This is a genomic window from Leeuwenhoekiella sp. H156 (assembly GCF_052218455.1).
Classification (GTDB): domain Bacteria; phylum Bacteroidota; class Bacteroidia; order Flavobacteriales; family Flavobacteriaceae; genus Leeuwenhoekiella; species Leeuwenhoekiella parthenopeia.
The window spans coordinates 3,256,908-3,272,835 of the sequence record NZ_CP197499.1 but is presented as its reverse complement, the minus strand read 5'-3'; the positions used below and the strand labels follow the sequence as shown (position 1 = coordinate 3,272,835).

Genomic DNA, 15,928 nt, shown 5'->3' with positions numbered 1-15,928 from the left:
AAAAATACAGATGAGACAAGGACTGCCTTTGCTGCTAATTTGTGTCTTATGGGCCTGTGTAACAAACACTATCGCAGCACAAGAATATACCCTATCCTTCAAAATACTGAATGATCTTACAAATAAACCCATTGAGAATGTTCAGATCAGTTTAAGACCTTGTTCCTGTGGAGGCGTTACCGATGTCGATGGAGAATTTGAACTAAAACTGCAGCAAGACACCTACACCGCAGCGATCTCCTACATCGGTTTTAGAACTTTGGAAACGGAGATCTTCCTTAATGAGAACAAAACCTTACAATTAAGACTCCGGGAAGAACAACAGCAACTTTCGGAAATTGTGCTCAACGCAAAACGCATCAGTGAACGCTTGGAAACAGCGCAGATGGGAGCCCTGAAACTGGCTCCTGCCGAACTTAAAAAAATGCCGGCTGTTTTGGGAGAGGTCGACGTTTTAAGAAGTATGACCCTACTGCCCGGTATCAATAATGCTGGTGAAGTAAGCAATGGGCTTTCCGTTAGAGGCGGTTCTCTGGACCAAAACCTGCTCTTGTACGATTACGCCCCTGTTTTCAATCCTACCCACTTATTTGGTTTATTCTCTGTATTTACGCCCGAAGCTCTTGGGTCTATAGATCTCTATCGGGCCAATATTCCTGCACGTTACGGAGGAAGAACAACTTCGGTACTGGACGTGAAAGTTAGAAATCCTTATGTAGACAAGTTGAAGCTAAGCGGCGGTATCGGATTGGTTTCCAGCAGGCTTTCCCTGGAAACTCCCATTATTAAGGACAAACTATTTCTATATGCCGGTACCAGAGCCGGATTTACCGATTTTTTATTGCCCATCTTTTCTAAAAGGCTGAAGAACACCAAAGCCCGGTTTTACGACCACACCATCAAATTACTCTATCTGCCCACCGATAAAGACCAAATTTCGTTTACGAATTTTTACAGCACAGATTTTTACCAACTTGATCTGATTGCCAAAATTGAAAATGTGAATGCCGAAAGTAATCAATATGATTTTAAAACCTTCAACAACACCCTTCAATGGACGCATTCGTTTAAGGACGATTCCAGCTTAAGAACCGTTTTTCTGCTTAGTAAATACACTCCAAAAACCCTGTTTCCCGAAAAGGACAGAGACAACGTTATTGAATATGAATCCCAGATCAATTTTGCCAGTATCTTTTCAGAATATGGAAAAAAAGTAAATGAAAACCTGAATTATTATGCCGGAATACAGGGCAATCAATACAGAATAAAGCCTGGTAAGCTAGACCCTGGAACGTCTGAAGGTATTCTCCCGGTTGCTCTGGATGAGGAAACAAGTTATGAAGTTTCGGCATATACAAATTTTACGTGGAAACCCTTTGAACCATTAACGTTGTCTGGGGGATTACGGTTTACCAACTTTACATTTGTTGGTCCCTATACCGCTGCGACATTTAATGAGAGTACCGGAGAAATCACTAACGTTACAGAATTTGACCAGGGAGAAAAGGTGAAAAGCTACAATGCTTTGGAACCACGTTTAGGGCTCAATTTAAAATTAGGTCAAAACACCTCGCTTAAAGCCAGCTATGCGCGATTGAATCAATATTTACAGAACATCTATAACGCCACTACCCCGCTTCCTACCTCCAGATGGAAAACATCAGATGCCAATATAGCTCCGCAAACAAGTGACAGCTATAGCATTGGCCTTTACCGGAATATTCTGGATAACAGTATAGAACTTGGCATAGAAACCTACTATAGAAACAGCGAAAACAATTTAACCTATAAGCCGGGAGCCGATTTCTTTTTGGAGGAATTTGTAGAACGCGACCTGGTTCAGGCTAAGGGTAAAGCCTATGGTGTAGAATTCAGCCTTACAAAGCCAAAAGGCAAAATCAACGGCTGGGTAAATTATACGTGGGCAAGAAGTTTTTTAAAGACAGAAAGCGAACGATTGGCAGACCGGGTTAATAACAATGAGTGGTATCCATCAGATTTTGACAGGCCTCATGTTTTTAATAGTACCATCAATTTAGAAGGAAGTAAATACAACACCCTAAGCTTTAACTTCACAGCCCAGACCGGGCGACCCTATACTACTGCTAACGGGTATTTTGATCTTGAAGGTATTGATGTACCCATTTTTTTAGAACGTAATAATGTGCGTTTAAAAACCTACCACCGCCTGGATCTTTCCTGGAAGGTTAACTACAGTAAAAAACTGAATCGAAGATGGGCTGGCGACTGGACTTTCACAATTTATAACGTCTACGCCAGAAAGAACCAATACAACATATTTTATACGCAACGAAGTGGAGATGCCAATGCCAATATATTTCGTGGGAGCCCTTTGGGTTCATACGAGCTCACGATTATGAACAGCCCCATATTTTCACTAACCTACAATTTTGTATTTGATTGACTCCCTATCCTTCTGTATTAAGACCATTCCAAATAAATTAACGACGACAGGAGAAGGCAAACATTCCAATTACCTGCTGTATCGAATAGAGGTTCATTTAAAACCAACATTCTAAAAAATAAGTTTAATCTGAATGTTGCGTCACTTCATACGTAATCTCCTGGTAACCAATTTCACCTTCATCTGAAAGCGCCTCGACTACTACCATCATTTCCCCTTCAACATCTGCATTATAAAACGAAGTCATCAGTTCTCCCGATTCATTGGTTTGAAGTGTAGGTTTCCAGTTTATAACCGTTCGTAAATCAAGACTTTTCCAGGTATCGTTCTGCTTATTGTCATACTTTGGGACATAGAATTCGCGAGGAGAGGCAAAGACATCGACAATGTTTGGTGTTAATCCATCCGGTTTACGCGCCCCGTGAATTCCAATTTGAGCTTTTGTATAAATGGCAATGACGTGGCCCCATATTGGTGGCGCCATTCTGCATTCAAGTATTTCGGGGTGTACGAAGCAATATAAATCCTGAAAATCACGGGCGAAATAAATGATTTCCATACTGGTGATTTCTTCAGGAGGAATATTTGGAATAAGCGAAAAATCTACATATTGAACGGGGATGCCGTCTACAACGAAGAGTGTGGAGTCATTATTAATATTTGCCTGTAAATACCCTTCATTGCCTGGCCGAATATTCACAATACCCGGATATTCGTGCATTAATATGCTGAACAAACCGTAGGACCAGGTTTGCTTTTTAGAAAGAATCTCTTTGCCATCAATTACCACTTCGGGCTTCCCAAATCGTTCCATCACTTTTTTTCGGTTGGGGGTCATTTTATAAGCCGATAAATTGACCTCATCTAAAAGCACGCTACCATTTTGCATTTCAAATTCCTGTTCCATTTTCCGTTGCTTTTTACTTTCCTCTACGAAGACAGTTACGATACTGTCCAGTTCATAAACAGAATTATCGTGCTCAAAAGTTACTGGAGGTGATTCTCTTTTAAAAAATGAAACCGGATTGTTTTTTTTGGCGCCTGATTTTCCGGTAGTTTGAACGATTACTTCCATTTTACCCCCATATTCATCTTTTAACCTGAAATCAAAATTACCCAGACTATCACTTACCTGGGTGTAGATGGATTTCGTTTTGCCCGAAGTAATCATCGTAAGCTCTATATTTTCCTTCCCTTTCTTATTGGAAAAAAGGGTATTCACTTTCCCGGATACAGACAATACCGTTTCCGGCTTATTAATGAAAGATTCGTAAGCTTGAGCATACGTATAATTACTCCATCCCTGAGTCAGCATCAAGGCTTCTAAATCGAAATATTTGCTGCTGTCTGGGTTGAAATAATAACCGGGATTTTCCACGGTTCCTTTTAGTTCAGAATCTACTAAGAAATAGGATAAGATGTTTTGACGTAAGGTTTGTGCGCTTCCTAATTTCTTTTTGTCTATTACAAGAAGTGACAGGTTTGTCTTCAGTGCTTTTTCGTCCTTTTTGGTTTTGATGGTAAGCGATGTCAGTTCCCGTTTGTTGTACACCTGTTTATCTGCGGAAAGGTCAATTTGCAGTCTGTTGTTTCGTTTTTCGTTAAAATACAAACGTTCGGCAATGGGTTTCTTCTGCTTATCCAAAAGCTTAATGACAATGATCCCTTCCGGAAGAGGGTTGACAGCCATCAACATTTGATGAGCTCCCTGTTCTAAATGAGCCTCCTGTTCATACAAATTGACACCACGCATAGAAACCTGAAGAAAGATCTTTTCATTTTTCAGGAAATTAGATGCTGTTTTTATCAATACATTTTCACCTTGTTTAATTACCGATAAGGATGTGCCCTTAGAAGCCACTTTAGGTAATGGATGTAGTACTGCCTCGCCTTTTAGCGCAGAAGTGTTTAACCGCGCAAAATAATTTTTAGTGCTGTCTGCTTCGTTAATGAAGAAGTAGCCCATACCAAGACTATTGCTCTTGAAAGGAGTTATAAAGTTTTGTTTTTCATCTAAAATAACTCCCTCAACAGGTTTTCCATTTCCGTTAGCATCTACTGCTTTAAATCCTACTTTACCTGATAAACCGTGTATTAATTTTCCGCTTTCAGGGAAAAATTGAAGATCAATGTATTCCTTATTCAGAATGACTGTTTTTTCACGTATTATATTGTTGTCGGTTTGAATTTTGAAGGTTGCAAATTGAGTCTTTTCATCCACGCTGTAATCGAGACTGTAGTTTTCGTTTTTTCCTTTACCTAGAGCCAGCGTATCTTTTTTGTCATCAAGAGTTATGAATACGGTTAGTTTATTCCGGTGGGATGAATTAATAGCTTTTGGGTTAAAATGAACCTGCAAATGCCTGTTGTTCTCTTCATCCTCTATTAAGCTTATGTTTTCAATGGGGTCTACACCTTTATCATCTGCACCAAAAATGTAAATATATTCTTCAAAGAAAAAGTCGTTTTCAAAATTCTCATTCCACCGGGTGTAAGCTCTCACCAGGTATTTGCCCTCGCTTGCATTTTTATTTAAAACAAAATACCCCTCGCCAATTCCATTTTCCAGTTTGATCAATTGTTTTTTATAAAGGGTTTCATCTTCCTGGATGAGTTCTACGTGCAACACCCCACTTAAAGTAGAAGGCGTATGCTGTGAAGCATTTAAAAGAATACTTTTAAACCAAATGGTATCTGTAGTAGTGTATAAATTCCGGTCTAACTGAAGGTATATTTTTTCTGCGGATACAGCTTGTGAACTTATTAACTTAGGCTCTTGTGACCAAACAGCCGTCGTCATTAAAACCAGGAGGACAATTATATTTTTCATACACTGCAGAAGTACAAGACGGAAAGGCTGGTTAAATCAGGAATTTCATTCGCTTTTAAAGGAACAGGGCTTTTAAAGACGAAAGACAAACCAATCAAAATGCTCTTGTAAGATAGTGAATCGTGAATTAAAATCTATCAACTCGCTCACTAAACTGCTCAATATCAAAACCTATCAATAAATAAGGTATAAATAAAAAGGTTCGGTTACTTCAAGTTTATGATCTTCTCGATTGAAATTTCACGTTAAAGCCATCCTAAGCTTGAGGCTATTTTAGGTTGAAGAGATGCGAATTTATGAGAGGTTCAGAAACAACTTATAAAATAAATTTAAGAAATAGCTTAAACCCCTAAATCTGAACAGCTGTCTCCTGAAACTTCAGAAATAAGAAAGGCTTTCAATTTGATTGACAAAAAGATCCCGGTTCTGTGAAAAGCAAATTTGATTACTCTATCCAAAATTCATTATTCACGTTACATTCACTTCGCATTTCAATTGTCCAAGAGAGATCAAATGGTGCTACTTTATCATCTGTATTCCTGAAGTAAATTTTCACTTTATGTAATCCTTTTTGAAGATTGACTCTGCGTTTTAAAGTACTATTTGGTTTATCAAAATCAGCGTCAAAAAGTAAGGCCCTGTGTAGTTTTACCAAGCATTGCTCCTTCGTATTTAAGCTAAACGTATAACTGTCGTCTTCAGGTATTTCAATAAATGCTTCCAGCAAATAGTAATTACTTTTTAGATGCTGTAAATCTTTAACTTCGGCATATTTTTTTTCGGTTATAGGTTTTAGAAGATCCAATTTAGGAAGATACGGATACTGAACATCAAACTCTTTAAGAATAAAACCCTTTGAAATTTTAAGCCCTTTTAAGGAAGGAATACCTGCATCATCATAAGGCCTAATATAATCGAGCAGCGTAGCATAAAAGTATCCCCCCTTTAGGACTGCCTACTTCCCAGCCTCCTTTGTTAATATCGTATCCATTTGTTTCAGGGAAAGAATCGCCATCGCCCAGATGCCATTTACCGGCAAAGAAAGTAGCATAGCCAACGGCCTTTAAGGCTTCGGGTAGTGTGATTGCCTGCTGCCGCAACTGATGCCTGTAAGTTGCAGGAAGCGTTTTGTCATATCGGTTTAAATCGCGCCAGGCTTCGCCTTCCGGTGCTCCGATCCAATCTGTAATTTCGTGACGGGCGGTAAACTACCCCAGCATAATACTGGCCCGCGATGGACTGCAAACCCTACTGGCGGCATAAGCCTGAGTAAAAACGGTTCCTTCGTTAGCTATACGGTCAATATTGGGGGTCTCATAATACCGGCTGCCCGTGATACCCAGATCGTGATACCCCAAATCATCTGCAAGAATAAAAAGAATGTTGGGACGCGAAGAAGAATCAAAGGTTTGAGCTTCCAGAGAATTTGAAAAACCCAAAAGGAATAGCCAAAATAATAGCGGTTTATACATACGCCTAAAATAATAGTAGTCCTTTAAGGATGGGGGTACTTCAAATTCAAATACGGGGTTAAATCAATCAACCAGCAATGGCATATCTGTTTATTTGTACTTAACGTAAAAAATACACTGCAACCTTCAAGTCACTTAATGCTGCAACACCCTATTAAGTTGCATATCGTTCAAATACCTACGAATTTTCAGTTTAGATTTAGCGAAAAACTGCGCTACTGAACCGGAGAAATTCGTTTCAACGACTACTATTTTGAAATTGAAACCTAAACTAAAAGTTTCAGCCTAGATTTTTAATAAAAACAGATGGGTATAAATTGGTGATTCTTTTGAAGGCTTTTGAGAAAGATTCAGCACTAGAGTAACCAAATTCTTTGGATATAGCTTCTATTGTATAGGATCTTAAAATGGTGTCGCTCTTTAATTTATTTACTGCTTCAGCAATTCGAAGCTCGTGTATATAATTTGCAAAAGATTGCTTTTTGTAGGCATTTATAACTTTTGAAAGATAAGAGCTGTTGGTTTTTAAATGAGAAGAAACATTTCTCAATCCTCCTATTTTGATAAATTCTTTTTTAGCCTCAAAATCATCTAGTTTTTTGAGAATATCTTTTACTACAACAACATCAATACCTAAATCAAGGGTAGAATCTGCATCCTTTTGCTCATATGTAACTACCTGCTCAGCCTGCTGCATTTTTTGTGATGTATCCTTATTTTTAGGATCTGGGCTCCTAAATAGAAAGCCTCCCTCCAAAAGCATGGAGAATTTATCAGTTACTTCAGCCCTCTTAATGAATAGAATTATTAAAACAAAGAGCAATAAAGTCGCTATAATCAATAAAAAAACCAAACCTGTTTTATTGAATTCTGATTTTGAAATGATTGCAGAGGAATGATTGAGGGAGTTACTTTTGCTGTTAATGTATTTATTTAACTCTTCAAAACGAGATTTTTCTTCATTCTGAACGCGAATAAAACGATCTATATATACCTGCTGCATTTCAAAATTCTTTGCGTCGCTGGCATCGCAGATTAGAAAACTGTATAAATCATTCAACTGTTGCGGAAAAACCTCACTATCAACAAATAAAGAGTCGGCTCTAATAAAATCTTTTTTAGCTTCTGCATAATTTCCTAAAAGTTGCTTCGCATTAGCCCTATCAATTAAGAAAGTTATTCTTTTGCTTAAATCAAAATCCGATGCGTCGGATCGCTCATAAAAATTGAGTGCCGTTTCATAATCCTGCCTCTTAAATGCAAGGTAACCTTTATCGTGATTAACCGTATTATTGTATTCACTAACTTTAAGTGTATTGACTAGACTATGAGCCTTCACAAAAAATGCTTCTGCCATATCCAAATCGTTGATATCTAAGTAAGAATAAGCGATACTTTGGCATACCTTAAAATAGGATTCAAAATATTTGCTTTGGAAATCATTTTGCTTTTCAATGATTACCAAAGTTTCCCTTTCGTACTCGATATTACCGCTTCCAACTAATTTATGAATTGCAGAAATACCCATTCTGTAAGTCAAAACCTTATCTAAATCACCGTTTAAGACAAACTGCTCTGATTCCTCAAAATTAACTAACGCATTTACAAAATCATCTTTGATATAGTAATAAAACCCCTTTAGTAAATAACCGATTGCAGGGTAACTTTTATGATTTTCCAGATTTTTACTTACCTGAATAATAGAATCGGCATATTTTAAATTGGTGTCCGTATCATATACCCTCGCCATAAGGTCATATCCTCTGGCTAACTTGATCTTATCATTTGATGCTTTAGCTAATTCTAAATAACGATTAGCAATAAATTGTAAACTATCTAAATCAGCAAATGAATCGTAATATTTTAAAAGTTCCTCTTCAGAAAGTCTTTCAAACCTGTTACTTTTCTGTGCCTGTAAGCTTACTGATATGAGTGAAATAATGATGAAACAATATTTTATATTAAAATACACGGGCTCTGGTTTTAGTCAAAATCAATAGTGAAGAACCTGATTTTATTACAAATGTTAATTAAATGCAAATATAAATAATACATCAGTCACTTTTCGATCTTTTAAATGATTGCACATAATATAAAGCTCCCCAACATAGAAGTACTAAAAAATATCTGCCACCACATAAAAAGAAGCCTGCGGAGATTCCTGAAAAATTAAAAGATACAAGGAGTATTAGTTCTTATGCGATGTCCTTAGAAATAAAAGGCGTTTAGATCCTTTACGCTTTGCCGCTTTTACAATTACTTAATTTTCCAAACATGGTTTAAAATTACTTCGACTCCTAATTGAAGTAAAATTGAGGTTTTTGGAATCGAAATTACTGTCCCGGATTTAGAGATACCTAACTTATAAATGTTGTGGTAATTGCAAACATTTTACATCCTAATAAAAGCATACGCTTTGAGATTTATTTATTAATCTGTATGGTTATTGTAGGACGGGTCACTCAGAATATATTAAATCTAATAATTCTACGAAGTGCTGATATTCATACCGTTTTAATACACTGAGAATATTCATTAATAACGCGCTGTTAAAAATTATCTGGCTCGACATTTACCTATTCATTATACAATATCAATTTTCAGGTTTAAGATGGAGTTAACATTTCACATCAATTACAAACGATTTCGTTAGATCTGATTTAAGATTAAGTTAACATACTTAGCATTTAGGGCATAAATTCTTCAAGTCCAAATGATGATTTCTTAAACCATTAATATTTACATATAATCAATTTTAAATCAATTTTGCTATCAATAATTTACTAATAGTAACATTTGATACACAATGAAAAAATTAATTTATGTAACACGTCTCCTGTTATTTCTCGTAACCTCTGTGCTTGTTGCTCAGAATAGGACAGTACAGGGTACGGTAACTGACACGAATGGAATGCCTTTACCCGGAGCCAGCGTTGTCGTAAAAAACACAGATACCGGAGCCGTAACAGACTTTGATGGAAACTTCACCATTAATGTTCCTGAAACCAATCAACTTTTAACGGTAAGCTTTATGGGGTTCAAGCCTCAGGAGGTAGATGTAACCGGAAAAACGTCCTTAACAATAAGCCTTGAGGAAGATGCTCAGGGTCTTGATGAAGTAGTCGTAACCGCTTTGGGTATCAAACGCGAAACTAAAAAACTAGCCTATGCGGTTCAAAAAGTAGAAAGTGATGAACTAACCGAAGCTAAAGAAACCAATGTGATTAATTCTCTTGCCGGCAAAATGGCTGGTGTTCGGGTTACGGGAGGTAACAGCGGTGTAGGCTCGAGTTCACAGATAATTATACGAGGTGAAAACTCGCTAAACCCTAGTCCGAACGCCAATTCTCCTTTATTTGTCGTAGATGGTATCCCTATTAATAACAATGTAAATAATACCGGTGGTGAGGGCAACATGGGAGTTGATTATGGCAACGGCGCGATGGACATCAACCCTGATGATGTTGCTGAAATGACCGTTCTTAAAGGACCAAATGCAACCGCATTGTATGGATCCCGTGGAGCAAACGGCGTAGTGTTAATTACTACCAAATCAGGTAGAGGAACTAAAGGAATAGGTGTTTCTATCACCCACAACTCTACGGTGGAAACCCTGCTTACCTTGCCGAAATATCAAAACCGTTATGGGCAGGGTTCTAATGGTCAGTTTGCGTTTAATGACGGTGGACAGAACCGCTCTGTAACCGGAGGTATTAATGACCACGTTGATGAAAGCTGGGGACCTGCACTCGATGGTCAACTCATTCCTCAACACGACAGTCCAACCACAAGTGGTTTTAGAGCCGGTGATGTGGATCTTAGACCACGCAATGCTGATGGCACATTTGCAGACGAAATAATTGCTACTCCCTTTATTTCAAATCCAGATAATATCAGGGATTTCTTTGAAACCGGCTTTACCATGAGCAATAACGTCGCTCTTACCGGCGCAAATAAAGACGGTAATTTCAGGGTCTCCTTTACCGATCTCAACAGCCAAAGCATAGTGCCTAATTCCAATTTTAAAAGACGCACCTATGCAATTAATGGGGCTTATGACTTAACCAACTGGCTTAAAGTAACGGCTTCTATGAACTACATCAATTCTAATTCAGACAACCGTCCCAACAACTCCTACGGAACAGAAAACGTGATGTACTTATGGATTTGGTTTGGTCGTCATATTGATATGAATTCGTTAAGAGATTATTGGCAGCCTGGTTTAGAAAACCAACAGCAGTTCAATTACAATTACAACTATCATGATAATCCATTTTTCACGGTTTATGAAAATACAAACGCCTTTAACCGGGATCGCGTTATTACCAATTTGCGAGCAGATGCTAAAATCACTGACGGTCTAAACTTTATGCTACGAACCGGTTTGGATTATTCCAATGAATTGGATATGCGCAAGAGAGCATATTCTACACAGCGTTTCCCCAATGGTCAGTACCGTGAAGATTACATCTATGCACAGGAACAGAACACAGACTTTCTGCTGTCTTACACTAAAATCCTGACGGAAGATTTAGATTTTGGGATATCTATAGGAGGTAACCATCGTGTAGCTAAAAACCGCTATCAGCGCATCAGTGCTAACTCACTTTCTATTCCTGCTATATACAATTTCGGGAACTCCGCCGAGCCTTTGACCACTAGCGATTACGACAGTGAGTTTAGAGTAAATAGTGTCTATGCCTTTGGTAATCTATCTTATAAGGATTACCTCTTTCTTGATTTAACTGCGCGAAATGACTGGTCTTCTACCCTACCCAAAGATAATAACAGCTACTTCTACCCTTCTGCCGGTTTAAGTATGATACTTTCTGATATGCTCAAAATGCCTGAAGCTATAAGTTTTGCCAAATTTAGAGCAGGATATGCTGTGGTGGGTAATGATACTAACCCTTATAATCTTGCTGCCACCTACGGGTTTGGAGACACGTTCAATGGTTTTTCAAGGGTATATAGTCCGTCAGAACTGAAAAACTCAGATCTTAAACCCGAAAAAACAAACTCTATTGAATTAGGTGCCGATGTCCGATTTTTCGGTAATCGCCTTGGGCTTGATGTCGCCGTATATCAATCAACTACTAAAAACCAAATTATTTCTCTTCCGGTATCTAACACTTCTGGTTTCAGCTCTCGTGTAATCAATGCCGGTGAGGTTCAAAACCGAGGTCTCGAAATTACTTTGAATGCAACTCCTGTACGAACAGACAATTTTCGTTGGGATGCTTCTGTAAACTTTACTACAAATCGCGGTAAAGTTATTGAACTCACAGATGGTCTTGACTTTTACACGATTAAAAGTAATTACCTAACGGTGGGTGCCGCAGTTGGTGAACGAATTGGGGATTTATACGGCACCGGTTTTAGAAAAGTAGAAGACCGTAATAGCCCGTTTTTCGGTCAATGGATCATTAATCCTGATTCCGGTTTACCAATTGTAGATAATACCTTAAGAAAATTAGGAAATTACAGTCCTGACTTTATGGTGGGCCTTCAGAATAACTTCACTTATAAAAATTTCAATTTCAGCTTCCTTTTTGATTGGAGGCAAGGTGGCGAATTTCACTCCCGTACTGTAGCCATTGGCGGAACAACGGGAATGCTTGATTTCACGGTTCCCGGTCGTGAAACTGGAATTGTAGCTGAGGGAGTAATTGATAACGGAAATGGTACATACACTCCAAATACCAAAAACGTATCGGCTTCCAATTATTATTCACACGTATACAACCGAAGCAACGAAGAAAGTTCCATGTTTGATGCTACTTATGTAAAACTACGTGAAGTCAAACTTGGATATAATCTTCCAAAAAAATGGTTTAAGACCGTTCCCTTTACATCAGCTAGTATTGCGCTGGTAGGTCGTAACCTGGCCCTATGGACCGAGAACGACCACGTAGATCCCGAGACCATTTCCTTATCAGGTGGATCAATAGTACCGGGAGTTGAAGATATGGCACTCCCCAGTACCCGCAGTTTCGGTGTAAACCTAAATCTTGAATTTTAAGACCAAAAACGATGAAAAAAGTCAACCTTATACAGATACTTATCGCTGCCTGTTTCCTGTTTACAGCCTGCACCGATAATTTTGAAGAAATCAACTCAAACCCTAATGCTCCCGAAGGGGTAAGCGCCAATCTGCTTACTTCAACTGTAACATCAGAAATTACTCGTACTCTAACTGAGGAAGGTTATAGCGATGGAAACACCATCACTCAGCTAATGGCTAAAAACAACTTTCCGGGATTTGCTCAATTTGACTGGGGAGATCAGGGAATGTGGAATTTCTTCTACGGAATCCTTCCGGAAATCAATGATATTCTGGAAATCTCAAGAACAGAAGAAACCCAAAACAGCACTTATGAGGGAATTGCTCTTACGCTTAGGGCATTATGTTTCGCTAACCTTACTGATCTATATGGCAATGTTCCATACACCCAGGCCCTATCCGGTAAAACAGAAGGTATCTTTACTCCGGTTTACGACGCACAGGAGGATATCTATGACGGCCTACTACAGGATTTAGCCGATGCAGATGTAGCATTAGCCAAAAATCAATCCATCAGAGGTACAACCGGTGATGTGATTTATGATGGAAATCCCTCTAAATGGCGTAAACTGGCAAATTCCTTACGCCTGCGATATTTATTACGCATCTCTAAAAGACGGGATGTTTCACAGCAGATGCAAGCCATCATCAGTGCAGGTAATTATATTAATAACAATGCAGACAATGCCATCCTTACTTACAGCGGTACATCTAATACAGACTCCTGGCCACAAAGTACCGGGCGAATTGGAGGTTTTGATGAAAAAAGTCTATGTATAACCGCGCTTGGGTATTTTACAAAATTTAATGATCCTCGTCTTGATATCTGGTTTGATCGCAACAGCAATGGCGATTGGGTAGGAATGCCTATAGGCCTGAATCAGGACAATGCCCGTGCCTTTGATGATGCAAACAGTCCCAGCAGGCTCGATGTAAATCTTTTTTATTACTCTGCTACAGACGCTGAAGCATTTATAATGAAAAATTCTGAGGTACAATTTATTCTGGCAGAAGCTGCTGAGCGTGGGTTTATTTCAGGTAATCCTGAAACATTTTACAACGCCGGAGTACGTGCCAGTTTAAGTTATTGGGGTGTTTCAGAAGCAGACATAGCCGCTTATCTGGCACAACCTGCTGTTGCCTACGATGGTTCGCTTGAATTGTTGCTTACGCAAAAAACTATTGCTTTGTGGAATGTAGATTATCAGGGCTGGTTGAATTACCGAAGAACAGGGCTTCCCGCTTTAAAGCCGGGACCAGACACTTTAAACGGTGATCTTTATCCGGTGCGATTTCTTTATCCTTCATCTGAACAAACCCTTAATACGGCAAATTATAAAGCTGCCGTTGCAGCTATGGGAGGTGATAACATCAATACTAAAGGTTGGTGGGAAACCGGAACCCGATACTAATTTCTAAACTTAAAAATTTGGTTAGGTTGCCCTGAACGGGCAACCTAAACCTATTTAAATAAAATATGAAACATACACTCAAAATTATATCTATACTGACGGCTTTAATAGTGATATGCTCCTGCTCTTCTCCAAAGACACCTGATCTGGGCATCAAACACATCATCGTCATTGGCATAGATGGCCTAAGTCCCGATGGGATCAGGCAAGCCTATACCCCGGTACTCGACAGTCTTGTTCAAAACGGGGCTGCGACCTTTGAAGCCCGCTCCGTTTTGCCCTCCAGTTCCAGTTCTAACTGGGCCAGTATGCTTATGGGGGCAGATACCGAACAACACGGCATTACTTCTAATGGCTGGGAACTGAACAATCATACCCTACCGCCTGTTGTAACCGCTCACGATGCCCATTTTCCTACGATCTTCACCCTGTTCCACGATCAAAGACCCGAAGCTCAAATAGGTGCCATTTACGACTGGGATGGTTTTGGCCGACTTTTTAGTCCGGACGATGTTGATTTTAATATAGATGGCGATCACGAAGACGGCACTACCCGGGAGGCGATCGCCTATGTTAAGGAACATAAACCTGACTTTACCTTTATTCACCTGGATCATGTAGACTACGCCGGGCATAGCGAAGGTCACGGCACTCTACCCTATTACCGGGCCGTGGAAAAAGCAGACAGTCTCATCGAAGCAATCATTCAGGCGACAAAAGATGCCGGAATCTTTGAGCAGACCCTCTTTATCGTATCTTCAGATCATGGAGGCCTTGGTACCGGGCACGGAGGCGAATCTTTGGCAGAAGTGCAAATCCCTTTTATCCTCTATGGCGCGGGTGTAAAAAAAGGATACACCATTGAAGAAACAGTGTATCAATACGACAATGCGGCGACCGTTGCTTTTGCTGCTAATCTGAAGACTCCGCAGGCTTGGATAGGCCGACCTGTGAAAAGCGCATTCGAAGGTTATGAAAAACCGGTATTGACTTATGCCGCCCCCAAACGTCTACAAGCACCGGTTTTACTTCCGGCAAATGGTCCCTATGCCCCTGCGGGCGGTTTGTTTATAGATGAAAAAACCACCGTTACGATCACCAACCCCAGTACAACGGGAAGCATCAAATATACTCTGGACGGTTCTGATCCTTCCGCCGAAAATGGGCTGGACTACACCACTCCTTTTGAATTAGACAGTACAACCCTTGTAAAGGCTGTGATTATCGATGATACAAAGGCTACCAGTACCCTTGCTTCGGGTAGTTACAGATTGATCCCTTCCACGCATCAGGCAGGTGTGTCGTATGCTATATATAAAATGAAAGAAGCAACCCGTTTGCCCGATTTTGAAACGCTAAGCCTTTCGCAAAGCGGAAATACCATGGAAATAAATACCGAAATACTGAACGCTCTTAAGGAAGCCGGCAATACTGCAATCATTTTTAGGGCAAAACTAAAGATTGATAAGACAGGAGAATATACGTTTTACACCAATAGTGACGACGGCAGCAAATTGTATCTCGACGGAAAATTAGTAGTTGATAATGACGGCGACCATGGCGTGCAGGAACGCAGCGGCAGCATCAAGCTCAGTCAGGGCTTGCACGATCTGCAAGTGGACTATTTTAACGGCGGCGGAGGCTATTACCTGGATGTGCAGTATAAAGGCCCCGGCCTCGGTAAGCAGATCATTCCCGCTAATAAACTAATTAAGCCCTAACTTA

The 15,928-nt window shown here is 39.5% G+C and carries 9 protein-coding genes; 4 read left to right on the top strand and 5 right to left on the bottom strand.

Features of this window, described 5'->3' with window-relative positions:
• The first annotated feature begins 10 nt into the window (after window positions 1-10).
• The gene (locus ACSSS3_RS13930) at window positions 11-2,425 is read left to right on the top strand and encodes a TonB-dependent receptor (RefSeq protein WP_442845142.1); all 2,415 of its coding nucleotides are present in this window, start codon (window positions 11-13) and stop codon (window positions 2,423-2,425) included.
• A 124-nt stretch (window positions 2,426-2,549) separates the two neighbouring features.
• Here ACSSS3_RS13930 and ACSSS3_RS13925 read toward each other — a convergent pair whose 3' ends face one another.
• The 5 genes from ACSSS3_RS13925 to ACSSS3_RS13905 form a co-directional block, all read right to left on the bottom strand.
• Window positions 2,550-5,255, bottom strand: a complete 2,706-nt coding sequence (locus ACSSS3_RS13925; protein ID WP_442845141.1) for an MG2 domain-containing protein — start codon at window positions 5,253-5,255, stop codon at window positions 2,550-2,552.
• 445 nt (window positions 5,256-5,700) lie between these two features.
• On the bottom strand, window positions 5,701-6,060 hold the full coding sequence (locus ACSSS3_RS13920; protein WP_442845140.1) for a PA14 domain-containing protein: 360 nt from the start codon (window positions 6,058-6,060) through the stop codon (window positions 5,701-5,703).
• Window positions 6,061-6,160: 100 nt separating this feature from the next.
• Window positions 6,161-6,355: a hypothetical protein gene (locus ACSSS3_RS13915; protein WP_442845139.1), complete on the bottom strand. Its 195-nt coding sequence runs from the start codon at window positions 6,353-6,355 to the stop codon at window positions 6,161-6,163.
• A gap of 108 nt (window positions 6,356-6,463) precedes the next feature.
• Window positions 6,464-6,727, bottom strand: coding sequence for a sulfatase-like hydrolase/transferase (locus ACSSS3_RS13910; RefSeq protein WP_442845138.1), 264 nt, complete (start codon window positions 6,725-6,727; stop codon window positions 6,464-6,466).
• 280 nt (window positions 6,728-7,007) lie between these two features.
• A complete protein-coding gene (locus ACSSS3_RS13905; protein ID WP_442845137.1) occupies window positions 7,008-8,699 on the bottom strand; it encodes a helix-turn-helix domain-containing protein in 1,692 nt (563 codons plus the stop codon).
• A gap of 834 nt (window positions 8,700-9,533) precedes the next feature.
• Between ACSSS3_RS13905 and ACSSS3_RS13900 the strand changes: the two genes are divergently transcribed.
• From ACSSS3_RS13900 to ACSSS3_RS13890, 3 genes are all read left to right on the top strand, one after another.
• The gene (locus ACSSS3_RS13900) at window positions 9,534-12,749 is read left to right on the top strand and encodes a SusC/RagA family TonB-linked outer membrane protein (protein ID WP_442845136.1); all 3,216 of its coding nucleotides are present in this window, start codon (window positions 9,534-9,536) and stop codon (window positions 12,747-12,749) included.
• An 11-nt stretch (window positions 12,750-12,760) separates the two neighbouring features.
• Window positions 12,761-14,203, top strand: coding sequence for a SusD/RagB family nutrient-binding outer membrane lipoprotein (locus ACSSS3_RS13895; RefSeq protein WP_442845135.1), 1,443 nt, complete (start codon window positions 12,761-12,763; stop codon window positions 14,201-14,203).
• Between the two features lie 65 nt (window positions 14,204-14,268).
• Window positions 14,269-15,924, top strand: coding sequence for an alkaline phosphatase family protein (locus ACSSS3_RS13890; protein WP_442845134.1), 1,656 nt, complete (start codon window positions 14,269-14,271; stop codon window positions 15,922-15,924).
• Window positions 15,925-15,928 lie beyond the last annotated feature (4 nt).

Coding starts and splice junctions, on each gene's coding strand:
- ACSSS3_RS13930 (WP_442845142.1), top strand. CDS start 11: ATGAGACAAGGACTGCCTTTGCTGCTAATTTGTGTCTTATGGGCCTGT.
- ACSSS3_RS13925 (WP_442845141.1), bottom strand. CDS start 5,255: ATGAAAAATATAATTGTCCTCCTGGTTTTAATGACGACGGCTGTTTGG.
- ACSSS3_RS13910 (WP_442845138.1), bottom strand. CDS start 6,727: ATGTATAAACCGCTATTATTTTGGCTATTCCTTTTGGGTTTTTCAAAT.
- ACSSS3_RS13900 (WP_442845136.1), top strand. CDS start 9,534: ATGAAAAAATTAATTTATGTAACACGTCTCCTGTTATTTCTCGTAACC.
- ACSSS3_RS13895 (WP_442845135.1), top strand. CDS start 12,761: ATGAAAAAAGTCAACCTTATACAGATACTTATCGCTGCCTGTTTCCTG.
- ACSSS3_RS13890 (WP_442845134.1), top strand. CDS start 14,269: ATGAAACATACACTCAAAATTATATCTATACTGACGGCTTTAATAGTG.